Raw genomic sequence first — 24,257 nt, forward strand, 5'->3', positions numbered from 1 at the left:
ACTAAAATTTACACCTATGGGATTTATTAAGGAGTTTAAGGAATTTGCCGTTAAGGGCAACGTTTTAGATCTGGCTATAGCTGTAGTTATAGGCGGCGCGTTCAGTAAGATAGTAAGCTCGCTTGTGGAGGATATTATTACCCCGGCCGTATTAACGCCGGCCCTAAAAGCGGCCAACTTATCAAACCTTAGTCAGTTGGTTATCCCCGGTACGGCCATAAAGTATGGCAATTTTTTATCGCAGGTGATATCATTTATCATTATCGCCTTATCACTTTTTGTGATAATAATGGCGATTAACAGGTTCAAAAAAAAGGAAGAAACAGCCCCATCGGCCCCGCCTGTACCAACCAAGGAAGAAACATTGCTGACCGAGATTAGGGATATATTGGCTAAGAAAGCTTAATGGTGGATGTTGAAACAATCAGAAAAGTAGCCTTATCGCTGCCCGAAGTTACGGAAGAACCGCACTTCGAGAAAACATCCTTCCGGGTTAATAAAAAGATCTTTGCCACCATGGTTAGCGAACATAACCGCGCTACGGTAAAGCTTTCGCCTGCCGAGCAGGATATCTTCTGCACATTTGACAGTACGGTTATTTTCCCGGTACCCAACAAATGGGGCAAGCAAGGGTGGACACACATTAACCTGCAAACAGTAAAAGAAGAAATGATAAACGAAATAATAAAAGCCGCCTACTGCGAAATAGCCCCAAAGCACCTGGCCGCGCTGGTGAGTTTTGAATAACTAAAACCAACCAGGTCATTTAATATTCCACCCAATGACCCAATGACCCAATGACCCAATGACTAAAAAGTCTTCGCCAGTTTAGGATTGGTTAAGATCACATAGTCGCCTAATTTGGTGAATTTGCTCCAGTCGGGGTTATCGAAGCTATCATCTGCATAAGCCTGTATGTTGATAATGCGTACTTTAGGCAGGTATTTTTTTAGCTGGGCCGCAGTGCCCATTTTTTCCTCGCTATGGAAACCGCCATTCACCTGGAACACTTTATAACCATTATGCGCTTTTAAAAATTGGGCAATGTTCCAGCCCATGGTAGCATCCCACAAGTTTTGCGATTGATAGATCTTTAAGTTGCCCATAGCGCTGTGTCCGCCCATTATGGCCACAAATTTTTCGTAATAGGGGCCGGTGGCGGTATCAATGGGCAGGGGAGCTAACCATCCCTTAGCGGTAGCGCTTAACTTATCAAGGCTGTTTAAACTGCTGCGGGTAACCATGTTGGTATAGCGGGTAGGGGCGTTGGCGGCTACTACCGGCAGGTGCGCCGCTTTAGCGGTTTCAACCATTGGGCGGTAATCTTTATAGTTTTTCCAGGCGCGGCCTTCGGTAATTAAATTCTTCTCGCGTATCATATCGGCCAGGTACTCGTTCAGCACAGTTTGGCAATCCGTTTGGAACATTTCCATAGATAGGGCTGCCTTGCCGGGATATTTATCGGCTATTTTCTTAAAAAGCAGGCTCTCCAGGTAATGGCCGGTGCTGTCGTTATGCTCTTCGCCAAAAAATAATACATCGGCCTTGTCAAGGTCATTTATGATCTCGTCGGCGGTTGCTAAGCGCTGTTTAGCAGTATTATATATTTTGTAATTTTGCGCCATTGGGTCCTGGCAAAAGGCAATGGCAGGGAGTATTAACAAGAGTAAAACAGCCGAAAATTTCATATAGTGGTTAGGTTTGTTGATAAGTTGATAAATATCCATCATCAAATAACAACATTTGTATTTGAAAAAACTAAAAAAAAGGCTACATTTGCGCTCTTGTTTTTTAAAACGACGATAAGAATAATAGAATAATATATCATGAAAAGAACGTTTCAGCCCTCACAAAGGAAAAGAAGAAATAAACACGGTTTCCGTGAGCGTATGTCAACTGCTAACGGCAGAAGGATCCTTGCTGCCAGAAGAGCAAAAGGCAGGAAGAGATTAACTGTATCTGACGAGCGCAGCCACAAAGCATAATTCTGGTTGTTTACTCCTTGATAAAAGGGGCTGACCCGCTTGTGTAAACATATTTCCGGTTCAGCATCAACAACTATGTATACTTTTAAAAAAGAAGAACGGTTATGTAACAAAAAGCTTATCGACGGGCTTTTTCATAACGGTTCTTCTTTTTTATGTTATCCCTTTAAAGCTTCGTGGATGCTTGCCGATAGCGGGCAGCAATTCCCTGTGCAAATAGTATTTTCTGTTGCCAAGAAGCGTTACAAACGCGCGGTTGACCGTAACCTGGTTAAACGCCGCATGCGCGAAGCCTACCGGCTTAATAAACAAGCGCTGTTATACGATGTGCTAAACGGCGCCGGTAAAAAGCTGGTGCTATCTATCAGCTACATTGGTAAAGAAATATCCCCTTATGATTTTTTTGAAAAAAAAATGCTTAAGCTTTTAACACAGCTTGCGGGGGAAGCTATCAAATGAAATTTTTGTGGGATATCAACAAACGTATCTTTAGCGCGTTGTTTTTATTGCTGATAAAGGCTTACCAGTACCTTATATCGCCCATTTTGCCAAATGCCTGCCGGTACACCCCAACCTGCTCAAAATACGGTATTGAGGCAATAAAAAAACACGGGCCATTTAAAGGCGGCTGGCTAACCCTAAAACGCATAGCCCGCTGTAATCCCTGGGGGGGGGCATGGGCACGACCCGGTACCGTAATTAAGTCGGAAGCCTTAAGTCGAAAGTCTGAAGTTTGTTCATAGACTTGTACTTAAGACTAAAGACTGCGAACTAAAGACTTAGAATATGATATTACAGATAGAAACAGCGACAACATCATGCTCGGTAGCGTTAGCACAGGATGGAAAGGTATTGGCATTTAAAGAGATCAACGCCCGTAACATGCACGCCCAGGTTATAACTGTTTATATTGATGAACTGATGGCGCAAACCAACAGCACCTACGCTGCGCTGGATGCTATTGCGGTAAGTTGCGGGCCGGGTTCATACACCGGGCTGCGTATTGGCGTATCAACAGCAAAAGGCCTTTGCTATGCGCTTGATACGCCGCTGATTGCCGTACAAACCTTAGCTGCAATGGCTAACGGGGTGGCCCGCGAGCATACTATTGACAGCGATGTTTTGCTATGCCCTATGATAGATGCCCGCCGCATGGAAGTATATACAGCTGTATTTAATGCCGCCGGCGAAGTAATAAAACCAACCGCAGCCGAGATTATCGACATGAATAGTTTTAGCGGGATACTCGCCGGGAATAAAGTGCTGTTTTTTGGCGATGGAGCCGATAAGTGTAAAGAAACCCTGGGTGATAACCGCAATGCACAATTCCTGCCCAATTTTGTCAACTCGGCAACTCACCTTACCCAAATAGCTTTAGAAAAGTTTAGCCGGGCCGATTTTGAGGACGTAGCTTACTTTGAGCCCTACTATCTTAAAGATTTTATTGCCGGTAAAAAAGCGGGCGCGTAATTATTAATCGCCCAGATCTCGCCCGGGGTGGAATATGCTATTCCATAAGCGTTTCAGGAAGCCCGGCCTGTCGCCCAAAGGTATATGGCTGGAGTTCATGGGGTGCTCTATCAATTGCCCAAACTTTAACGAAAAGCCCAGGAAGAAATCGGCGCCTGTAAACGAAGTGTTTTTATTGATCTGCGAATCGCTCCGCCCGGCAGCTCCAGCAAGGCTTACCGATTGCATTAACCTGTCGCTGCCGATATAAAACTCGGCATTTGGGGCTTTAACCATAAATTGCAGGCCTGCGCTAAATATCCCATAGTTATTATACGATGCACTTAACGTACCAACAAAGTTGTTGTACTGCACCGGATTAACCAGGGCAGCTGTATAGCCATCATAAAAAACCTCTTTTTGAAGGATAACGGTTGGCGAATATTTGAAGCGTTTGTCATAATCAAACCAGTACGATTTGTTAGCACTTATTTCGAGTTTACCGTTGGTTGGTGTTATAAATGATTTTGCAGCATCGCCCGACCGTATGATGGTATATGTTGTGGCGTACAAATTATCCTCCCTGCGGTAGGTGTTTATATCGGGCACGGTGCGGGTGGTGTTAAAATCGCTGACGATTGACCGTTTGCTCCAATGTATAAAGCCCAGGTCTTTTACGTTAAACTGAATGTTGAAATTATCGCGTGTTTTAAAAGCGGTACCAATACTTATAGCTGCCCCGGGGTTTCTTAACGAAGGGATAATATCCCGTTTATTGAATTCGCCGGATGTGTAGTTAATACGATACTGGCCCTGCAGGGTAATATCTGCCGCATCGTTTGCACGGTCAAATTGTATATGCGATTGGGTGATATCCAGCTTTTGATATTGTATGCCCAGCAATGCGCTTAGTTTTACACCAAAGGCAAAGTTTTTACTTATTTTTTCGCGGTAACTCGCGCTTATCTGGTGGTAGGTTTGAAATGTATAACTGTTGTTAAGGATGTTTGAATAATCGTCTTTTTTAAAATCATCACTCCCGTTAAGCAGTAACAACGATTCATCAGTAAAAAGCCCCCGGCCTTCTGCACGGGTTTGGGTAGAAAACCCCACTTCGGAGTTGCCGTCTAAACTGGTGAAAACTTTAAACATTATCGTATAAACGTTCGCGTTTAAGTTAGCCCTGCTAAAACGGCCCTGCTCTATGGTTAAGCCTGTATTTAAGTATTTACCATCAAAAGCGCGGCTTTTAAGCGGTACCTGGCCGTTGCCGGTAAGGTATAAATTGCTGTTAAAGTTTGGGATAAAAAAATTGAAAGCTATTTTGTAGGTGGTATCGGGGATAAAAGCGGCCCGGGCCGGGTTTTCAAACGAATCGTAAAGGGTTCCTGTATTGTACTGGGAAAATTGCTGGCCAAAAGTTTCAACAGAAATAAATAAAAAGCAAATAGCCAATAAAAAATTCTTCATACACGTTCGCAATACCTGTTGTTTTATGCTTGCTTAAAAATTGCTTATAAAACTCGTCAACTAATATATAAACCTTTAACGTATTTGTGGGGCTTGGGTTGTGTATTATGTGTTATTTAATTGGTTTTTTTACTAACAGTAGTGTCGGACTGATTTTGTAATAAGCAAAAGTTTGTATAAAAATTTTTGTCGGTTGCGGCAAACTGGTACGATGAGGCAAAAAAGTTCTTCCAGGATAACGAATTGTTTTTATAGGCAATATAAAAATCGTCTTTTAAACCATTCTTTAAAATTTGCTGCGCGTTTTTAAAGTGGATAAAAAAAGCAATGTTGCTTCGCTCTGCCAGCAAATTATCAAATTTTATATACTCCTGTGTCTTGTTCAAAAACTTACGGTTAAAGTAAGTATCGTTGTAACTATCAAGCTCTTTAACGCTGTTGGCCAATATCAGGTAGTTATCAATAATGCGGAAATAAGGTTTTTTGAAGGCGCTGAACGCATCGCCCAATAAAAAGTAGGGTACCTTAGCAAAGTTGAATTGCCCCACATCGTCGGTGATCATACCGCTTATGTTGTTTATAAACGGCCTTAGCTTCGAGCCGTTCTTTACCTGTATAATAGCTATCCTTTCCTGGTAGCGGGTGGTTACAACAGCAAATTCGTTACCAAGCAGCTGGGCAAATTCGTGTTGCAGGGCAATCCCCGTTTGTGCTTTTATTTTGTCGAATAATGCGGTCTCTTCGGTAAGTAAGCCTGCGTTTTTATAAAACTCAGCAAGGTCGGCCGAAAATTGCACCGGGTTTGACACCGCCATGTTTAAAGCATAGGCCGTTGTAGAAGGGTACAAGTCCTTTAATTGGTTGGTAACCGGCTGTTGTTTTACAAAAATATTTAAATACGTACCCGGTTTGTTGGTTTGTATATTACTGTAACCGCTAAACATTACAGCATCATTCTTAAAGTTTAAGTTTAGCGCTGCCAGGGCAGGCAACAGCCTGAATGGTTTAAAGATATCGGAGTTATTGCTTTTAAACAGTTTTGAAAACAACGGCCCCAGGTGCTGGTAATTGATATACAAATTAGCCAGCGAGTTTGAGTTTTGCTGATCGGGCAATAGCATAAATGCTTGTTTATCCCTGTCGGCTTTATAGTTGGCATTTTGGGTGATCAACCCCTTTGAAAAACTCCCCGAAAATATATTTGCATCTATATTTATGATATAAAAACGCTTTTTTAACGAATTGAAGTATATGTTGTATCCCCGCTTTTCGCCAATTTTTAGCGGAGTGATAAGCATGCCCGTTTTTTGCTGCCCGGCCAGTTTGTCAAACTCGCTAAGGTTAAAATCCTTAGCGGTAGATGCGGTTAGTAACAGATCCACATCGTTGTTTTGCGATGGATATAATGACATGAATACATTGCGGCTGTAAAAAAACGAGTTGAGTGCAGCGTTGCCAAACAATACATTGCGTACCGTATCAAGTTCGCTCATTTTTTGCCCGCCTATAAGGTTATGCAGTAAGGTGTTGCCGGCGTATATATCGTAAAAGCTTTTCTCGTTGGTAAATTCAAACACAATAGCTGCATTATCCGGGATGGTATGCATAATATTACCGGCATACATACCCGATGTGTTTAAGTTTCTGAAATACTTAACGGTTATATATGCCGTTGCGGCAAGTAAAATTAAGGTAATAATTATTAATCGTCTCATTCCCTGTTTACGTGTGCAATTTAGGAGTATTTATTGATTTAGTGTCCCGATAGCTATCGGGATATTGAATTAGTGATTTGAGTCTCAGAAAATCGCGCAGCGATTTTCACCTTTCACCTTTCACCTTTCACCTTTCACCTTTCACCTTTCACCTTTCACCTTTCACCTTTCACCTTTCACCCTAATTTGGTTAACTTAGCCTTTTATATCTGCATGAACAAACAAATAATAATTACAGCATCGCTATTGGGTGCGCTGGCCGTTATTGCCGGCGCTTTTGGTGCACATGCCTTTAAGGCCTCGTTATCACCCCGCCAGCTCGAAGTTTGGCAAACCGCAGTGCAATACCAGTTTTACCACGTTTTTGCTTTGCTGTTCCTGTCTACATTTACCCGCTTTAAAAATAAGGTTATTGTAAGCACTTATTACCTGTTCACCTTTGGTATACTGTTGTTTTCGGGCTCCCTTTATTTATTAGCCTGCCGCGATCTGATCGGTATGCCCGGTTTAGCTGTTTTAGGCCCAATTACACCTATTGGCGGCTTGCTGTTTATCATAGGATGGGTATTTTTAGCTTTCGCTGCTTTCCGAAACAAATAAGCTGATGTTAGAATTTGCCGATGGTTTACAAGCTACCCGTAAAACACTTTTTGTTGAAGTGATATTACCCTTAGCTATAAGCCGCAATTATACTTATCGTGTACCTTTTGAATTGAACAATGCCATAAGCATTGGTAAAAGGGTGGTGGTGCAATTTGGCAAAAGCAAACTATACACAGCTGTTGTAGCCAATATAACGGAGCACGCGCCCGAAAAGTACGAGGCAAAGTACATTATAGATATATTGGATGAGCAGCCCGTGGTTACCGGGCAACAGCTGCAATTTTGGCAATGGTTATCTGAGTATTACATGTGTAACGAGGGCGAGGTGATGAACGCCGCGCTGCCATCGGCCTTAAAACTGGCCAGTGAAACCAAAGTAATGCTAAACAAAGACTTTGAGTACGATAAGGCATTGTTACATGATAAGGAATACCTGATCACCGAGGCGCTTGATATCCAGCCCGAATTGACCATTAGTGACATTGCCAAACTGTTAGGCCAAAAAACAGTAATGCCGATCTTAAAATCGCTGTTCGAGAAAAATATCATCACCATATCCGAAGAAGTTAGCGAGCGGTACAAGCCGCGCAAGCGTACTTATCTTACCCTAAACCCGGCTTATCATAACCAGGAGAACCTGCGCGAACTGTTTATCATCCTTGAAAAACGGGCACCCAAACAAGCCGACGCGGTTCTGGCCTTTATTAAATTATCGCGCCAGCAAAAAGCGGTTTCAAAAAACGAACTGATAGAAGAAAGCGGCAGCGGCGAATCCAGTATAAAATCGCTGATTGAAAAGGAAGTTTTTATTGCCGAGGACAGGAACGTTAGCCGCCTGGGGTATGATGAGGATGAAGACCAGCTAAGTAATTTTGTACTAAGCCCGGCTCAGGAAACTGCGCTTGCAGATGCAAAAGAACAGTTTTTAGAAAAGGACGTAGTGCTGCTGCATGGGGTAACCTCATCCGGCAAAACGCAGATCTACATTAAACTGATAGAGGATATGATAGCCACCGGCAGGCAGGTGCTTTACCTGTTGCCCGAGATAGCACTTACCACGCATATCATCGAGCGCCTGCGTGTTTACTTTGGCGGGATGATAGGGGTTTACCATTCCCGCTTTAATGATAACGAACGGGTAGAGGTTTGGCAAAAGGTTCTTAACAACGAATACAAGGTGGTATTGGGGGCCCGCTCGTCGGTATTTTTACCCTTCAGCGACCTGGGGCTTATTATTGTTGATGAAGAGCACGAAACATCGTACAAGCAATTTGACCCGGCCCCGCGCTATAACGCCCGCGACGCGGCTATTTACCTTGCCAATATGTACAAGGGTAAGGTGCTGCTGGGTTCGGCTACGCCATCGTTCGAGACCTATTACAACGCACGTGTGCATAAATATGGTTTGGTAGAACTGACCGAGCGCTACGGAGGCGTGCAGCTGCCCCTTATAGAAGTGGTAAGCATTTCAGAAGAAACCAAGCGTAAAACCATGCAATCGCATTTTAGCAGCGTGCTGATGCAGGACATACAGCTTGCGCTGGATAATAAGGAACAAGTGATACTGTTCCAAAACCGCCGTGGTTACGCCCCTGTGCTGATGTGCAGGGTTTGCGCCTATACGCCAAAATGCATCAATTGCGATGTGAGTTTAACTTACCATAAACATACCCATAAACTGCATTGCCATTATTGTGGGTATAAGGAAGATTCGCCCACTATTTGCCCGGCTTGCGGCTCTACACACTTAGAATATAAGGGCTTTGGTACCGAAAAGGTAGAGGATGAGCTATCCGTATTGATGCCTAACGTTCGCCTGGCGCGTATGGACCTGGATACCACCCGATCGCGTAATTCGCTGCAGACCATCCTGAACAACCTGGAAGAAAAGAAGATAGATGTACTGGTAGGCACCCAAATGGTAGCCAAAGGGCTGGATTTTGCAGACGTAACCGTTATCGGCATCATCAACGCCGACAGTCTGTTAAAATACCCCGATTACCGCGCCAACGAACGCAGTTACCAGATGCTTGCCCAGGTAAGCGGCAGGGCAGGGCGCAGGGACAAGCAGGGCAAGGTGGTGATACAAACCTATGACCCCAACCACCGGGTAATAAAGCAGGTAATAGCTAACGATTACAACGACCTGTACTTTACCGAAATGGAGGAACGTAAGAGTTTTAAGTACCCGCCGTACTTCCGTATCATCAGCATGGATCTTAAGCATAAAAACCCCGAGATCCTTTATAACCAGGCCGAGTACTTAGCCACCGAGCTGCGCAGGCATTTCGGCGACCGCGTTATAGGCCCCGAGGCCCCGCTGATAAACCGCATCCGCAACTACTACATCAAATCTATCATGCTGAAGTTTGAGCGCGATACCATTTCGATAGTAAAGGCAAAGGCCATTATCCGGGATGTTATTATCCAGTTTCAAACCACCAAACTAAGCAAAGGCAGCATTATACAGCCCGATGTAGACCCCTATTAAGCCATTATTAACAATTATTTAAAATTTTGGGGGTAATATGCATTTAAGTATTGTTTATTATAAATGATATATATGAAATATATTATTTATTGAACAACATTCCGTAATTAAAAGTTTACAAATTATCATTAGTCGTAAGTGTTTTATTAGCGCAGCATTACGGCATACCCACTATTGGGTATTTTTCTCCGTTGCCTGCAATCCCTATTGTTCTGAGCACTAAATAATTTTATATTTATCACAGCTTAATCCCTTAAATATGAAACTATTGTCACATTTTACCCCCCTCTCGGCCCGGCCCCCCGGCAGTATCCCGCCGGCTAACAAAATTACAATGCAGCAAATTACTGGTCTTTATTGAAAAAATACCAGCAGCCATTATTAACTAAAGCGGCAACTTATATCATACATGTTTATAAACAAATATTGTTTGTATAATAATATTATACATGGGTTAAAACACCCATAATTAACGTGATTATAACTTATATGGTAAAAATTAATTGAGCCTAATTTTAAGCTGATAATTAACCGGTAACCAAACAACTTATACGGGTTAAATAAAGCTGAATATTGATACTAAACACACTCACAACATTATGAAACAAACACACAAACTTACAATTGCACTAAACTTGTTTTTAGGGTTAAGTTTTGCTGCAAATGCACAAACTTCTGCGCCTGCAACCCAGTCGACCGAATTAAAGTACCGCCGTAGCTCGCTGCACCTTATTTTGCTGGAATCGGAAGACTTCCCACGAAAAGATGTGGTAATAAAAGCTTATCACGAGGCGCCATTCCCCGATAAATATAATAACCATGCTATACCCGTAACCGGTGTAGACCCATCGGGCTACGCGCTTAGCGAATCGGAAAAAGTAACTGCCGGTACCCGGAAAACCGGTATGGCTGCTTTTGGCGCAAATATGCTATCAACCGCAACAGCCGGAATTGTTGATAAGGATGCTGCCGATATGCCTACTATAACCAATAAAATTGTTAAGGACAAAAAAATAGCCAACCTGTTGGTTGCCAAATGGTTTAACCGCCAGCCCGATGGCTCGTTTGATATGAAACTGGTTGGCGAACGCGGCTCATACGATGCTACCGAAATGCAGGCTAATATTGCCAAAGGCAGTGCAAGGGGCACAGCCTCGTTATCTGACGCGGGCGAAGAGCTCATCGGTAATACGTTTGTGGTGTTAACCAAGCTGAAATTTGTTAGTAACGAGCCTATAGCCGCCGCTATACGCGAAGTAGCTAAGCTAAAAGCCAACAGCCTGCCTGCCATGTTCCAGCCCGCAGCGCTTAAATTGCTTGATATTGCTTACAACAAAGCAAAAGAGGGGTACTCTGTCTGGACCACTTCGTACCTGTACCGCCTTAAATGGAACGACTCTACCGCTGCTGTTTTCTATAACGACCTGTGGATGGAAAAAGGTAATATAGATGCTAAAAGGAAAGAAGCGTTTGATAAAACCGATTTGTTCCAGATGGAATATATTGGCAGCGAAAAATCAAGCAGCCTGGTTACTTTCTCGTTAAAACAAACCCGCACCGAAGACCAGATAGTTGAGCTGGCCACTGTCCGTAACGTGGAACACGTTTTTGCCAAGCTTCAAAAAACTTATGAAGTATTTAAACCAAAAACCCCGATATACTCGGGCGAGCCTGTTACCGCCAAGATCGGTATGAAGGAAGGCCTGGAAGGCGGCGAAAAATTTGAAGTGCTTGAGCAAACCATCGACCCTAAAACCGGCCTTACAACCTATGTAAAAAAAGGTACTGTTACGGTAGATAAGAAAAAGATCTGGGATAACCGCTTTAACGCCGGCGAGGAAGTATCTGAAAGTGATAACAAAGACAAAGAGAAAAAAGATAAAGATCAGCCCGAGCTTGACAGGACCTACTTTAAAGGAGGCGGTAAGTTTTATGCCGGTATGCTTTTACGACAGATAAAATAAACACAAAACCATATATAAAATGAAAAAACATAGTACAATCCGGATAATGCTAATGCTGCTGATAACCGGCTTTTCGACCGCCGTTTATGCGCAGAAAGACAAAAAGGCAAATGCCGATACCGAAGCCTGGCGCTACGAACTGGAAGTAGCCGGTACCGGCGTGCAGGGCACCTACCTGTTAAAAGTATGGTCGTACTCAAAAAAGCCTAATGTGGCAATTGAGCAAGCCAAAAAAAACGCGGTGCATGGTATTATTTTTAAAGGCTTTGCCGGCGACCAGGGCATTCTTGGTAAGCCGCCGCTAACCACTAACTCCAATTTGGAACAGGAGAAAGACGAATGGTTCAAAGCGTTTTTTGCTGATGGCGGCAAGTATCAAAAGTTTGTTTCGCTTGCAAGCGACGGGGCCGTGGCTGCCGAAGACCGGATGAAAGTTGGCAAACAATACAAAATTGGCGTGCTGGTATCGGTAAACGTAGCCCTGCTGCGTAAGGATCTGGAAGACGCGGGCATTATTAAATCATTAAACGCAGGGTTTTAAAGATCAATTATCATGAAGAAAAAATTATTGTATTTAAGCTTTGCAGGTTTGCTGGTATTTACAGGCTGCGCCGAGCAGAAACAGCTAAACAGCAGTTACACCTATAAAACGGAATGCCTTGGCGTGGAGTTTGACGGGGCGCAAAACGTAATGGCTTTCTCTGATAAGCGTAATAAGGAAGATGCCATTGAGGATGCTAAAAGGGCCGCTTTACGCGATGTTTTATTTAACGGCATAACCGATGGCAAGCCCGATTGCGATGTAAAACCAATATTGAATGAAGCCAATGCCTATGCCAATCACCAGGATTATTTCATCCGGTTTTTCGCAAACGATTACAGGCCGTTCGCCACTTTTAAGGAAGAACGCCCCGGCCAGAAAGCAAAAAACCAGAAGGTGAAAAACGTTGCGCAAAGCACCGGGTATGTTATCAGCATAAGCCGCCCGGCTTTGAAACAAAAAATGATCTCTGACGGCATCTTAAAAAGTAATTAAAACACACAACCCTAATAAATGAAACGACAGATAATTAAAATAGCCCTTTTATCGATAATGATATTGGGCGCGGCTACCTCCGGGTTTTCGCAGGCTAAAAAGCCAACGCTGATGGTAGTGCCAAGCGATGTTTGGTGTAATACCAACGGCTATATGCAGGTGTATGACGACCAGGGCACCAAGGTGAAGATCCCTGACTATAAGAGGGCTTTCCAGGAAAGTAATGACCTGCTTGCTGTAATAAGTAAAATAAACGGCATGATGGCCGAGCGCGGTTTCACGGTAAAAAACATGGAATCGGTTGTTAAAACACTGGAGTCTGAACGTGCGGAGGATGCCGTGCTAACCTCAAAAAGCGGCGCGGGCGTATCCGAAAGCCCGATGGATAAATTGAAGAAAGTAGCCAAAGCGGATATCATTATCCAGCTTACCTGGGATGTGTTAAAAACAGGCCCTAAAAAATCGGTGCGGTTTACCCTGCAGGGGCTTGATGCATATACTGATAAAGAGGTTGCCACCGCCGGCGGTACGGGTAACCCGTCTTTTTCGGCAGAGACAGCCGTTTTATTAGAAGAAGCCGTTGCCGATAAAATTGACAATTTTAACGCAGGACTGCAAAGGCATTTCGACGACCTGTTTGCCAATGGCCGCGAGATCATTATCCGCATCAAAAAATTCGATTCGTGGAAGAACGACCTGGAAACCGAGTACGGCGGTAAGGAGCTGAATGTTATTATTGAAGACTGGGTGAGGGCCAATACCGTTAAAAACCGTTTCAGCAACAGCGACGCGACAGAAAATATGATGCTGTTTGAGCAGGTGCGTATCCCATTGTACGATGCAAACGGCAACGCCATTGATGCCCGTGGGTTTACCCGTGGCCTGCAAAAAATGCTTGCCGCAGCGCCATATTCAATTGTAAACAAATTAACCGCGAAAGGCCTTGGCCAGGCGGTTATAGTACTTGGTGAAAAATAATCAAAAGCTAATTAACATGAAAAAACTGATCATAACCTGCATGTCGCTCTTCCTGTTTATGGGAGCATACGCGCAAAATACACCGGCGGCCAAATCAAACGACCGCGGCCGGGTAACACTTGCTGCATACATACCAGACCAGGCCGATGAACTACCTGATGCAGCGCGTAATATGCTTGCCAATAAGCTAAACCAGGTCATCAGCCAAAACGGTTTTGGCGGCGAAGAGGGCGAACGTTTTATTATAACCGCCAACGTGGTGGTGCTTACAAAAACCATGCTGTCGACAGCGCCGCCAATGACGGCCCTTACATTGGATGTTAACCTGTACATTGGCGACGGATACGAAGGAACTAAGTTTGCAAGTACTGCTGTATCGGTTAAAGGCGTGGGCGAAAACCTGGCTAAGGCCTACATCAACGCTTTTAAAAACATCAACCTTGACGACCCTAAACTGCAGGCTTTTGTAGAAAAAGGTAAGGGCAAGATCATAGCTTACTACAATACCCATTGCGATGTGATCATCAAACAGGCGCAAACACTGGCCACTACCGGCCGTGGAGAAGAGGCTATTTATAACCTTACATCGGTGCCAAAGGCATGTGTTAACTGCTATGGACGTGCAATGGCTGCAGTACCGGCTATCTACAAAAAACAGATCGAGAAGGATTGCTCCACCAAGCTTAACCAGGCTAAAACAGTTTGGGCGGCTAACCAGGATATTAACGGTGCTAATGCGGCAAGCGAGGTTTTATCGCAGATAGACCCGCAGGCAAGCTGCTACAAAGATGTTAAAGCTTTTGTTGCGGAAGTAGCCAAACGCGTTAAGGAAATTGATAACCGCGAATGGAGTTTTAAGCTGCAAGGCCAGAAGAACGACATGAGCATAATTAGCGCCGCGCGCGATGTGGCTGTTGCTTATGCCGCGCAGCCGCGTACTACCGTATATAACGTACACGGTTGGTGGTAATACTTTAATATATAGTAGCATTTGGCTGAAGCCGATTTAAGCTATTATTTAGCCGTCCCATAAACGGGATGGCAATGAATGAGAACTATTTTCGTTCATTGCCGTTGGCTTTATCCAGCGGTTAATGCAAATAGACCAATTGGCTTTAGCCTAATTGAAATACAGGTAAGCTAAGTGTACGCCAGAAATTGTTAAAAACATTATTGGTTAACAGCCAAAGCCTTATTATAAAGCAACACACGAAGCCGGCAATTTGCCGGCTTTTTGTATAACTTTGCTTTGTAATGGCGTATAAGTTTATTGATAATTACCGCGAACAGGGGGCACGTAAAAGGCTGGTAGAAATATTAAGGAAGAAGGGTATTGAGGACGAAAAGGTATTAACCGCCATAGGCAAAGTACCGCGCCATTATTTTTTTGACGAAACCTTCTGGAACCAGGCCTACAAGGATATAGCCTTCCCGATAGGAGCCGGGCAGACCATTTCGCAGCCCTACACGGTAGCCTACCAAACCGAACTGTTACATATCCAAAAAGGTGATAAAGTACTGGAGATTGGCACCGGCTGCGGCTATCAAACCTGTGTGCTGATGGAAGTCGGCGCCAAAGTATTTACTATAGAACGCCAGGAAAAGCTCTACGAACGTACCATACAGGTATTGCCCTACATGGGCTATAAGCCTAAATTCTTTTTGGGCGATGGCTCGATTGGGATTGCCGAAGATGCACCTTACGATAAAATAATTGTAACTGCCGGCGCACCAACTGTCCCCGAAATATTACTCAAACAACTCAAAATAGGTGGTATCCTCGTGATCCCGGTAGGCGACGAAAAATCCCAGAAGATGGTAACTGTCCTAAAAACAGCCGAGCATGATTACGAAAGGCATGTGCTGGATACGTTTAGGTTTGTGCCGCTGGTGGGCGATAGGGCGTGGTAGGTTAGTTGGCAGTTATTAGTTGGCAGTTTGCATATAATTTGCCAACCGCCAACTTACAACATGATTTCTAAATCTTTTTACCTAACTGCTTTAAAATTCCTAATTCGTTTGAGCTTCCCCAACGCTCGGTCATTTTACCATTTTCGAATTTGCTTATTTGCATGCCGCGAGCTTTTATGGCGTTTCCGGTAGGTGCAATACCCATAAAATCACCATTATGCGTACCGGTAACTTCGTAAGCAAAGCTTACATTTTCATCGTCGGCAACTAAATGCTTTACTTCAATTTTAAGATCGGGGAATGCACTGCGTAACTCGGTAAAAAAGTCGATGTAACCCTGTGGGCCGGCAACTTGTCCTTCTGCCGGATCGTGGTCTATTGAATTTTCCGCGACTAAATCTTTTAAAATTTCAAGATCACCGGTGTTTATGGCTTCGCCAAATTTTTGCTGTGCTTTTATATTTGTTTCTTTGCTCATGGTATGTATTTCAAGATATCATACAAGAGTGAAGCCACAAATCAGATTTCAGGAATAATACCTACGCTATTTGAGAATAATGGTTTTTACCTCTTCATCGCCCTGTCCATTTCAATTTTGGTGTCGCGCTCTTTCATGGTTTCGCGTTTGTCGAAGGTTTTTTTACCCTGGGCAAGGCCAATTTCCAGTTTGGCAAAGCCGCGTTCGCTGATGAAAAGGGCAAGGGGTACAATGGTAAGCCCTTTTTCCTCTCCGCGGGTATGCAGTTTTTTTAGTTCCTTTTTGTTAAGCAGCAGCACGCGGTCGCGTTTAGCTTCGTGATTATAGAACGACCCCATCGAGTATTCGGAGATATGCAGGTTGCGTACGTAAAGCTGATTATCAATAAAAGTACAGAAGGCATCGTTCACGTTGGCTTTGCCCTCGCGTATCGATTTAATTTCGGTACCCAATAACTTTATACCGGCTGTATATTTATCCAGTATGTGGTATTCAAAGTACGCCTTTTTATTCTTGATATATAAGTTCTGCTCCATTACGCTGCAAATATGCAATTTTTATAAGAACCAAGAGTTATGGAATCAAGAATCAAGACATTGCAAAAAATGTTATGGTATTGGCAATTTCCATTTTGTCCTGGTTCCTGGCTCTAACTGTCTTTTCTCTTCTTCTGCGGTTTAACAACCAGCACCGGTACATTCACCTTATGGCGTACCGAATCGACCGTTGTGCCAAAAATAAGATCTTTAAATGCCTTGTGCCCGTGCGAACCCATCACCAGGAAATCTATTCCGGTGTCTTTAACAATCTGGGCAATAGCCGTGGCCGGGCCGCCGTAGCCAATTTTTGCTTCGGCTTTGTAGCCCAGCTTAATTAATGCGGCAACATATTTGTCCAGGTTATCTACGTCGCTTTGGGTTTCGTTATCCATTACCTGTTTGCCGTAATAGCGCGCACCGGCGGTTTCTACCACGTGTATCAGGTTATAATGGGCTTTTTTACCGCCCTGCATCAGTGCATGGCGAATAGTGTCCTGGTCGTTCTTCGAAAAATCAATGGTGATACCGATCTCTTCATAGCTTACAGCATCAAGGTTATCCAGCGCTGCAGCAATACCATGCGGTACATAAATGGGCTGATCGGCATGCTTGTAAAATAGCGGCCTTAAAAAAACATATAATAACAATAAGCCAATACCTACTGCAATGGGTGATATCACAAAGTGCACCAGATCAGACGAGCCCGGGCTCGTCGCCGCCCAGGTCTCAATTTCCTGTATCACCAGCCTTACGTTTAGCCCCACTATCAGCGTAGCAAAAACCCACGCCAGTACTTTAAGCGGAAGTTTTGTGGCAAAGTTTCCCATTCGTTTTTTATCGGATGTAAAATGTATCAGCGGGATAATGGCAAAGCCCAGCTGCAGACTTAACACTACCTGGCTTAATATCAGCAATTTACCCAAACCTGCCTCACCAAAATGCAGGATGGTGAAAAACGCCGGTATAATGGCCAGTAACCGTGTTAGCAAACGGCGCAGCCATGGCGCAATACGCAGGTTAAGGTGGCCCTCCATAATGATCTGCCCGGCAAGTGTACCTGTAACGGTGGAGCTTTGCCCGGCGGCTATCAACGCTATGGCAAACAGGGCAGGGGCAAGCTTCCCGAATATATTGGTAAGCAGTTTATGCGCGTCCTGTATCTCGGCGACTTCGTGGTAACCACGGCCAAAAAAGGCGCTGGCGGCCAGTATCAATATTGCGGCGTTTACAAAAAAAGCAAGGTTAAGCGCGATGGTGGTATCCCAAAAATTATAGCGGATAGCGCTTTTAATGCCGGCCTCGCTGCGGTCTATTTTACGCGTTTGCACCAGCGACGAATGCAGGTACAGGTTATGCGGCATCACCGTTGCGCCAATAATGCCTATAGCAAGGTACAACGATGTGTTATTTAATTTAGTTGGGATAAAGCCTTTTGCAATATCGATAACATCGGGCTGTACAATAAACATTTGTGCCAAAAATGCCATTCCCACTATAAATATAAGGGAAATGATAAAACCTTCCAGCTTGCGCATGCCTTTATTGAGCAGGAAAAGCAACAGCAAGGTATCCAGCAGGGTGATAGATACCCCCCATATTAAAGGCAGGCCAAACAGCAGGTTTAAACCTATAGCCATACCGATGATCTCGGCAAGGTCGCAGGCTATGATGGCTATTTGCGCCAGTATATACAGGCAAAAGTTGATGAAGCGTGGGTAGCTGTGCTTTGATGCCTGTGCAAGGTCCAGTCCGCGCACAATGCCCAGCCTTACGGCCAGGTTTTGCAGCAGCAGCGCTATCATGTTTGATAATAGCAATACCCATATCAGCCGGTAACCAAACTGGCTGCCCGCGGCAAGGTCGGTAGCCCAGTTACCCGGGTCCATATAGCCTACGCTTACCAGGTAGGCCGGGCCCAGGAACGATAAAAGCTTGCGCCAGCCGGTTTTGCCTTCGGTGGTTACGGTGTTGTGTACGTTTCCTAATGAGTGGTTGTCGTGTTGATGTGTTGTCATAGGGCTATTAATAGGTTGTTGGCCACGTCGCGGCTTATTTGCAGGTCTTTGCTATCCATTTGCAGTATTACTGCGCTATCGTAAGTAATTATTTCTTTTACTGTTATTTTTTTTCCGATGATAAGGCCCTGCTTCTCCAGGTATTGTAAAAATGCCGAAGAGTGGTCCCTAACGCCCGAAATTATCCCGCAGGCATTAACATCAACCGATGATATTGGTTTAAGGTCATTTTTTTTAAAATTGCCCTTGCTATCGGGTATCGGGTCGCCATGCGGGTCGCGACTGGGGAAGCCCATAAACTCGTCCAGGCGGTCAATCAGTTCATTCGAGGAAATATGTTCCATTTCTTCGGCCATCTCGTGCACCTCGTCCCATTTAAAATGCAGCTTCTCTACCAAAAAATATTCCCAAAGCCGGTGCCTGCGGATGATGTTTACCGCTACCTTTTCGCCGGCCTGCGTTAAACTAACGCCCTGGTAGCGTGTATAATTGATCAACAGCTTCTCGGCCAGCTTCCTTAACATGTCTGTTACCGACGATGCTTTAGTGGCCAGCTCGGCAGCAATTTGGTTAGTGCTTACATTTTCGGCTATCAGCGATAGCTTGTAAATGGCTTTTAAATAGTTTTCTTCGGCTAATGTGTACATTTTAAACAAATCTAATAATATTTTTAGACTTGTCTAAAAATACAAATAAAAAAGTAATAAGTTTTGTTTAAATACTTTTAAAAAAAATTATATTTTGTGAGATACAGAATACTTTATATTTGCACGTACCATGGCTCAAGAATTAGATAAAATAGACCTACAGATACTTAAGATTTTACAGGAGAACGGCCGCATAACCAACCTGCAGCTTTCAAATGAAATAGGCTTATCGCCCGCACCGACTTTAGAGCGTGTGCGCAAGCTGGAAAACGCGCAGTTCATAAAAAGCTATCATGCCCTTGTAGACGAGGAAAAACTCGGCCTTGGCATCAAAACTTTTATACAGATCTCGCTGGATTTCCATCAAAAAAATACCATCCAGACTTTTTTGGACGAGATCCAAACCATTAAAGAGGTAACCGAGTGCCACCACGTAACCGGCCAGTGCGATTTTCTACTGAAGGTTTACGTGCGCGATATCAAATCGTACGAGCAACTGATCATGGAAAAGATAAGCCGCATCACCGTGGTTAAAACCTTCCAAACCATGATGATCATGAGCACGAGTAAGAAGGAGCCTATAGTTCCGTTGGAATACTAATAAGAGAAGCAAGAATTTTAGAGCCAGGAATCAGGGAAAATTTTTCTTTCGATTCCTGGTTTTTTATGTCTTGTCTCTTGATTCTTGTTGTCCTGCTTCTCTACAATTGCCAATCAATCTCTTTTTTCCCTTCTTTCTTCAAAAACTCATTAGTTTTTGAAAATGGTTTCGACCCAAAGAAACCGCCGTGGCTTACCGCCAGTGGTGATGGGTGGGTTGATTTGATAATTAAGTGATTATTATTTGGGTTGATGAGCGCCGCTTTTGATTGCGCATACGCTCCCCAAAGGATAAATACGATGCCTTTTTTCTCGTCGGACAGTGTTTTAATTGCCGCATCGGTAAACTTTTCCCAGCCTTTCTTTTGATGCGAGCCCGCTGTGGCTGCCCTTACGGTTAGGGTAGCGTTTAGTAACAGCACACCTTGCTGCGCCCATTTGGTAAGGTCGCCGGTTTGAGGAGTGGTAAAGCCGGGGATATCGGTAGATAGCTCCTTATAAATATTTTTTAACGATGGCGGAACCGCCACGCCTTTTTGTACCGAGAACGACAAGCCGTGTGCCTGGCCCGGGCCGTGATACGGGTCCTGCCCAAGTATCACTACCTTGACATCGTCAAATGGGGTGATGTTAAAAGCGTTGAAAATATCGGCGTTGCGTGGGTAGGTGGTGTAGCCTGCATCCTTTTCAGCTTTCAGGTAATTTTTAAGTTCCTGCATGTAGGGTTTTTCAAATTCCGCGCTTAAATGTTTCTTCCACGATGGTTCTAATTCTCCGGCCATAAATATTAAATACTGATGTTTTATTTAGCTTACAAATAACGATATTTGCACACTGTTTTTATACTAATACAAATTATGTCGAATATAGTTAGGTTAATTGTTGCTTGCGTTATTATGGGTGCCGGGGTTACGCTTTGTGCATTTGGTTTTTGGGGCTGGGGAGTCACTACATTTTTATTAGGTGGTATTGTGTTGCTTACCTTCTTTTTTAACGAAAATATGCTGCTTGCCCAGTTTTACCTGCGCCGCGAAAACTCCGAAAAAGCAGAAGCGGCACTTGCAAAGATCACAAATTACGAAACACAATTATACAAAAGCCAGCATGGTTACTACAACTTGCTTATAGGGTTAATAGAATCGCGCAAAGCGCCGTTAAAATCAGAAAAGTATTTCAAAAAGTCGCTGCAGTTGGGTATGGGCATGTCGCATAATATCGCGTTAGCAAAACTTAGCCTGGCGGGTATAGCCATGGCAAAACGCAATAAGCGCGAAGCCGAAATTTACCTTAAAGAAGCCGCTAAGGATGACAAGAACAAACTGCTTGCCGACCAGATCAAAATGATGAAGGGCCAAATGGCGCAGATGGATAAGCAGCAGGTAGTACGCGGCGGTTTCCGTCAAAAATTCTAAAGGGAATTATACTTATTTCTCGTCGATATTACTGAAATAATCCGGCTCTGACGAGTGGTTCTGCGAAGCTTCGATGTGCCTGTCAACAATAGGTGCAGGGCTGTATTCGTACTCATCTTCGTCTTCTTTTTCCTTTAACTTTTTAGCCTTAACGGGTTTTGACACCTCTACTATTTTTAGCAGGCTGCGGATAAACGACAGGTCGAAATTACTTCTGTTCAGCTTTATCAGGTATTCACTTTCGGTTATTTCAAGGATAGAATTTGTCATGGTGTTCAATTATAGTGTGTCCGGTATAAAATTGAACAACTACTGTTAATTGAAAGTTTTATTCCCTTTATCTTTTTGTTAACGGATTTAGGGAGTTCATGGTTGATGGTTCATAGATCATAGTAAGAGTGTTCATAGTTAATGGTTCATAGATCATAGCGAAATAGCGTCATTGCGAGGAGCGATAGCGACGTGGCAATCTTCGACATGCATATCGCCGACCTTTCTGTCGAAGATTGCCACGCTACGCTCGCAATGACGCGTGGAGAAATACGCATTTCAGTAAAGTGTGGACGTTTACCGTCCGTGGGATAAAACAAAAAAAGTGCGCTGTTCAGCGCACTTTTTTTGTTTTATCAAGTTCCTACCATGAACCATGAACCATGAACCATGAATAATCTATTCAAACCACCTCATAACCTCTTCTTTAGCAGGCATAGCTATTTCCAGCTTCATTTTTTTGCGCATCCCGCCAAGGTCGTTAAATACCTTATTGGGGTTGCCTGCTTTTAGTTCTTCAACCGTGTTGAAGCCCATTTTATTTAGCACGGGTACCCACCCGGCAGGTATGCCTGCGTTTATAAAATCATCGGCCGATGCTACTTTTGCTTTTTTCTCGGGGCGCATCTGCGGGAAGAACAATACTTCCTGGATAGTGCTCTGGTTGGTCATCAGCATCACCAAACGGTCGATACCAATGCCAAGTCCCGATGTTGGGGGCATGCCGTATTCCAGGGCGCGTAAAAAGTCGTCGTCCATTGCCATAGCCTCATCATCACCACGACCGGCCAGTATCAGTTGCTCTTCCAGGCGCTCGCGCTGGTCTATAGGGTCGTTCAACTCCGAATAAGCATTGGCTATCTCTTTACCATTTACAAACAATTCAAAACGCTCCACCAAACCGTCTTTAGTACGATGTTTTTTTGCAAGCGGGGTCATTTCGATAGGGTAATCGGTAATGTATGTCGGCTGGATCAGGTTATGTTCAACTTTAGCGCTAAAGATCTCGTCTATCAGCTTGCCTTTACCCATGCTGGCATCAACTTCAATGGCCAGGTCGGCGCATACTTTACGCAAGCCTTCTTCGTCCATGGCAGATACATCGATGCCGGTATATTTCAGGATCGAATCGTACATCGAAAGTTTTTCGTACGGTCCTGCAAAGTTTATTTCGTTTTTACCAACCTGCACTACCGGGATCCCGTGAACAGCTTTTGCAACCGTTTCTAAACATTCCTCCACCATCGCCATCATCCATATGTAATCCTTATAGGCCACATAGATCTCCATGGCGGTAAATTCAGGGTTGTGGGTACGGTCCATGCCCTCGTTACGGAACATTTTTCCAAACTCGTACACGCCATCAAAACCTGCAACAATAAGGCGTTTCAGGTAAAGTTCGTTGGCGATACGCAAAAACAAAGGCATATCCAGCGTGTTGTGGTGCGTGTTGAACGGGCGTGCCGCAGCACCGCCATGGATAGCCTGCAGGATAGGCGTTTCCACCTCCATCCAGCCCTGCGCATTAAAATAATCGCGCATAGCGCTGATCACTTTAGAACGGTTGATGAATATGTTTTTGTAGCCGGGGTTAACGGTCAGGTCAACATATCGTTGGCGGTAGCGCAATTCGGGGTCGGTAAAGCCATCATGAATGGTGCCGTCGTCTTCGCGTTTTACAACCGGTAGTGGTTTTAATGATTTAGCCAATACAACCAGTTCCTCGGTATGTACCGAGATCTCGCCGGTTTGGGTCAGGAAAACGTAGCCTTTAATGCCTACGTAATCGCCGATATCCAAAAGTTTTTTAAATACGGTATTGTAAAGGGTTTTATCCTCACCGGGGCAAATATCATCGCGTTTGATGTAGATCTGCACACGGCCGGTACTGTCCTGAATCTCGGCGAACGATGCGCTGCCCATGATACGGCGCGTCATGATACGGCCTGCAATTACAACCTGTTTATACTTATCCGGTGCGGCTTCAAAATTGTCATTAATGTCCTGTGCCCATGCGGTCACATCAAAAGCTTCGGCAGGATAGGGGTTTATGCCCAGCTCGCGCAGTTTTTGTAACGACTCGCGGCGAATGATCTCCTGTTCGGATAGTGCAATACTCATATTGTAAAAGGGTATTTATTAAGGGTGCAAAAATAGGGTTTTTGCTCGTAAATTGAATTGTTATTGGTAGTATTACTTTATGATAACCTACACCAGATGCTTATTAGTGCTATTTTTGCTTGTAAATATATGCTCCTGCAAACCAAAGCCGGTAGTACCAAAGGAGGTTGTTTATAAAAATTACTCGTTAAAGCAGTTGAAAAGCTACCTGCAAGGGACTTGGGTAGGAATAGATACTGCTACAAAAGATACTGTAGAGCGGCCATTTAATTTTACTTACCAAAAAAAATCCGATAGTGCCGGCTATCTTGATCCACAGGAATGGAAAGAAATGCACGTTACTTTTTTTGATATTGGTAAAACCAAAAAAGGATATAATATCACTTTTATCAGCTTATACGGCAATTCTAAACCCGTGTGGAATATTAAGAAAGTTACGAACCTTGAATTGATTTTTGAACGTGAAAACGAGGTTATGATCTACAGGAAAATTTCATTTAAAAAAAGGCGCACGTTGATGGTATATCGTTAAAGTCATGTTTAGTTAATGTAAGATAATTTAAATAGCAATTG

26 protein-coding genes and 1 pseudogene are annotated in these 24,257 nt (G+C 43.9%); 17 read left to right on the plus strand and 10 right to left on the minus strand.

Annotated elements, in window-relative coordinates; all coding sequences use genetic code 11:
* Positions 1–16: 16 nt before the first annotated feature.
* Complete coding sequence (mscL, locus tag EWM62_RS05820; protein ID WP_129875715.1) at positions 17–406, plus strand: large-conductance mechanosensitive channel protein MscL; 390 nt, start codon at positions 17–19, stop codon at positions 404–406.
* Positions 406–747, plus strand: coding sequence for an MmcQ/YjbR family DNA-binding protein (locus tag EWM62_RS05825; protein WP_129875716.1), 342 nt, complete (start codon positions 406–408; stop codon positions 745–747). The genes mscL and EWM62_RS05825 overlap by 1 nt, the downstream gene beginning before the upstream one ends.
* 62 nt (positions 748–809) lie before the next feature.
* Here the strand turns inward: EWM62_RS05825 and EWM62_RS05830 are convergent, their stop codons facing one another.
* The gene (locus EWM62_RS05830; protein WP_129875717.1) at positions 810–1,688 is read right to left on the minus strand and encodes a ChaN family lipoprotein; all 879 of its coding nucleotides are present in this window, start codon (positions 1,686–1,688) and stop codon (positions 810–812) included.
* A 138-nt stretch (positions 1,689–1,826) separates the two neighbouring features.
* Here EWM62_RS05830 and rpmH point away from each other — a divergent pair, with 138 nt between their 5' ends.
* The 4 genes and pseudogenes from rpmH to tsaB all read left to right on the plus strand — a co-directional run bounded on the left by rpmH (position 1,827) and on the right by tsaB (position 3,455).
* Positions 1,827–1,985, plus strand: a complete 159-nt coding sequence (rpmH, locus tag EWM62_RS05835) for a 50S ribosomal protein L34 (protein ID WP_082800363.1) — start codon at positions 1,827–1,829, stop codon at positions 1,983–1,985.
* A gap of 75 nt (positions 1,986–2,060) precedes the next feature.
* Entirely contained in the window at positions 2,061–2,444 is a 384-nt protein-coding gene (locus EWM62_RS05840) for a ribonuclease P protein component (RefSeq protein ID WP_129875718.1), read from the plus strand.
* A pseudogene (yidD, locus tag EWM62_RS05845) lies at positions 2,441–2,684 on the plus strand (membrane protein insertion efficiency factor YidD). The gene EWM62_RS05840 and the pseudogene yidD overlap by 4 nt, the downstream one beginning before the upstream one ends.
* A gap of 87 nt (positions 2,685–2,771) precedes the next feature.
* Entirely contained in the window at positions 2,772–3,455 is a 684-nt protein-coding gene (gene tsaB, locus EWM62_RS05850) for a tRNA (adenosine(37)-N6)-threonylcarbamoyltransferase complex dimerization subunit type 1 TsaB (RefSeq protein ID WP_129875719.1), read from the plus strand.
* Between the two features lie 3 nt (positions 3,456–3,458).
* Here tsaB and EWM62_RS05855 read toward each other — a convergent pair whose 3' ends face one another.
* The gene (locus EWM62_RS05855) at positions 3,459–4,904 is read right to left on the minus strand and encodes a DUF5723 family protein (RefSeq protein WP_129875720.1); all 1,446 of its coding nucleotides are present in this window, start codon (positions 4,902–4,904) and stop codon (positions 3,459–3,461) included.
* Positions 4,905–5,020: 116 nt separating this feature from the next.
* On the minus strand, positions 5,021–6,619 hold the full coding sequence (locus EWM62_RS05860; RefSeq protein WP_129875721.1) for a hypothetical protein: 1,599 nt from the start codon (positions 6,617–6,619) through the stop codon (positions 5,021–5,023).
* 213 nt (positions 6,620–6,832) lie between these two features.
* Here EWM62_RS05860 and EWM62_RS05865 point away from each other — a divergent pair, with 213 nt between their 5' ends.
* The 8 genes from EWM62_RS05865 (at position 6,833) to EWM62_RS05900 (ending at position 15,602) form a co-directional block, all read left to right on the plus strand.
* On the plus strand, positions 6,833–7,219 hold the full coding sequence (locus EWM62_RS05865; protein ID WP_129875722.1) for a DUF423 domain-containing protein: 387 nt from the start codon (positions 6,833–6,835) through the stop codon (positions 7,217–7,219).
* Positions 7,220–7,223: 4 nt separating this feature from the next.
* The gene (priA, locus tag EWM62_RS05870; RefSeq protein ID WP_129875723.1) at positions 7,224–9,713 is read left to right on the plus strand and encodes a replication restart helicase PriA; all 2,490 of its coding nucleotides are present in this window, start codon (positions 7,224–7,226) and stop codon (positions 9,711–9,713) included.
* 599 nt (positions 9,714–10,312) lie between these two features.
* Positions 10,313–11,677, plus strand: a complete 1,365-nt coding sequence (locus EWM62_RS05875; protein ID WP_129875724.1) for a hypothetical protein — start codon at positions 10,313–10,315, stop codon at positions 11,675–11,677.
* Between the two features lie 19 nt (positions 11,678–11,696).
* Positions 11,697–12,218, plus strand: coding sequence for a hypothetical protein (locus EWM62_RS05880; RefSeq protein WP_129875725.1), 522 nt, complete (start codon positions 11,697–11,699; stop codon positions 12,216–12,218).
* Between the two features lie 12 nt (positions 12,219–12,230).
* The gene (locus tag EWM62_RS05885) at positions 12,231–12,713 is read left to right on the plus strand and encodes a hypothetical protein (RefSeq protein ID WP_129875726.1); all 483 of its coding nucleotides are present in this window, start codon (positions 12,231–12,233) and stop codon (positions 12,711–12,713) included.
* Between the two features lie 18 nt (positions 12,714–12,731).
* Positions 12,732–13,691 (plus strand): DUF6175 family protein, encoded by a 960-nt coding sequence (locus EWM62_RS05890; RefSeq protein ID WP_203234993.1) that lies wholly within the window; start codon positions 12,732–12,734, stop codon positions 13,689–13,691.
* A 16-nt stretch (positions 13,692–13,707) separates the two neighbouring features.
* Positions 13,708–14,661 (plus strand): hypothetical protein, encoded by a 954-nt coding sequence (locus EWM62_RS05895; protein WP_129875727.1) that lies wholly within the window; start codon positions 13,708–13,710, stop codon positions 14,659–14,661.
* Between the two features lie 284 nt (positions 14,662–14,945).
* On the plus strand, positions 14,946–15,602 hold the full coding sequence (locus tag EWM62_RS05900; protein ID WP_129875728.1) for a protein-L-isoaspartate(D-aspartate) O-methyltransferase: 657 nt from the start codon (positions 14,946–14,948) through the stop codon (positions 15,600–15,602).
* Positions 15,603–15,669: 67 nt separating this feature from the next.
* Here EWM62_RS05900 and EWM62_RS05905 read toward each other — a convergent pair whose 3' ends face one another.
* From EWM62_RS05905 to EWM62_RS05920, 4 genes are all read right to left on the minus strand, one after another.
* Complete coding sequence (locus tag EWM62_RS05905; protein ID WP_129875729.1) at positions 15,670–16,080, minus strand: ester cyclase; 411 nt, start codon at positions 16,078–16,080, stop codon at positions 15,670–15,672.
* Positions 16,081–16,166: 86 nt separating this feature from the next.
* Positions 16,167–16,616 (minus strand): SsrA-binding protein SmpB, encoded by a 450-nt coding sequence (smpB, locus tag EWM62_RS05910; protein ID WP_129875730.1) that lies wholly within the window; start codon positions 16,614–16,616, stop codon positions 16,167–16,169.
* A gap of 113 nt (positions 16,617–16,729) precedes the next feature.
* Entirely contained in the window at positions 16,730–18,634 is a 1,905-nt protein-coding gene (locus EWM62_RS05915) for an Nramp family divalent metal transporter (RefSeq protein ID WP_129875731.1), read from the minus strand.
* Entirely contained in the window at positions 18,631–19,281 is a 651-nt protein-coding gene (locus EWM62_RS05920; protein ID WP_129875732.1) for a metal-dependent transcriptional regulator, read from the minus strand. Before EWM62_RS05920 ends, EWM62_RS05915 begins: the two co-directional genes overlap by 4 nt.
* Before the next feature lie 130 nt (positions 19,282–19,411).
* On the opposite strand from EWM62_RS05920, the gene EWM62_RS05925 reads away from it, so the two are divergent.
* A complete protein-coding gene (locus EWM62_RS05925) occupies positions 19,412–19,882 on the plus strand; it encodes an Lrp/AsnC family transcriptional regulator (protein WP_129875733.1) in 471 nt (156 codons plus the stop codon).
* A 100-nt stretch (positions 19,883–19,982) separates the two neighbouring features.
* On the opposite strand, the gene ung is transcribed toward EWM62_RS05925, so the two are convergent.
* Complete coding sequence (ung, locus tag EWM62_RS05930; RefSeq protein ID WP_129875734.1) at positions 19,983–20,663, minus strand: uracil-DNA glycosylase; 681 nt, start codon at positions 20,661–20,663, stop codon at positions 19,983–19,985.
* A gap of 75 nt (positions 20,664–20,738) precedes the next feature.
* On the opposite strand from ung, the gene EWM62_RS05935 reads away from it, so the two are divergent.
* Positions 20,739–21,293 carry a tetratricopeptide repeat protein gene (locus tag EWM62_RS05935; protein WP_129875735.1) on the plus strand — a complete coding sequence of 185 codons (555 nt, stop codon included), beginning with the start codon at positions 20,739–20,741 and terminating at the stop codon, positions 21,291–21,293.
* A gap of 12 nt (positions 21,294–21,305) precedes the next feature.
* Here EWM62_RS05935 and EWM62_RS05940 read toward each other — a convergent pair whose 3' ends face one another.
* Positions 21,306–21,563: a hypothetical protein gene (locus EWM62_RS05940; RefSeq protein ID WP_129875736.1), complete on the minus strand. Its 258-nt coding sequence runs from the start codon at positions 21,561–21,563 to the stop codon at positions 21,306–21,308.
* Between the two features lie 399 nt (positions 21,564–21,962).
* Positions 21,963–23,684, minus strand: coding sequence for a lysine--tRNA ligase (gene lysS, locus EWM62_RS05945; RefSeq protein WP_129875737.1), 1,722 nt, complete (start codon positions 23,682–23,684; stop codon positions 21,963–21,965).
* A gap of 196 nt (positions 23,685–23,880) precedes the next feature.
* Here lysS and EWM62_RS05950 point away from each other — a divergent pair, with 196 nt between their 5' ends.
* Positions 23,881–24,216 (plus strand): hypothetical protein, encoded by a 336-nt coding sequence (locus EWM62_RS05950; RefSeq protein WP_129875738.1) that lies wholly within the window; start codon positions 23,881–23,883, stop codon positions 24,214–24,216.
* Positions 24,217–24,257 lie beyond the last annotated feature (41 nt).

This window comes from Mucilaginibacter terrigena, from assembly GCF_004168255.1.
GTDB lineage: Bacteria > Bacteroidota > Bacteroidia > Sphingobacteriales > Sphingobacteriaceae > Mucilaginibacter > Mucilaginibacter terrigena.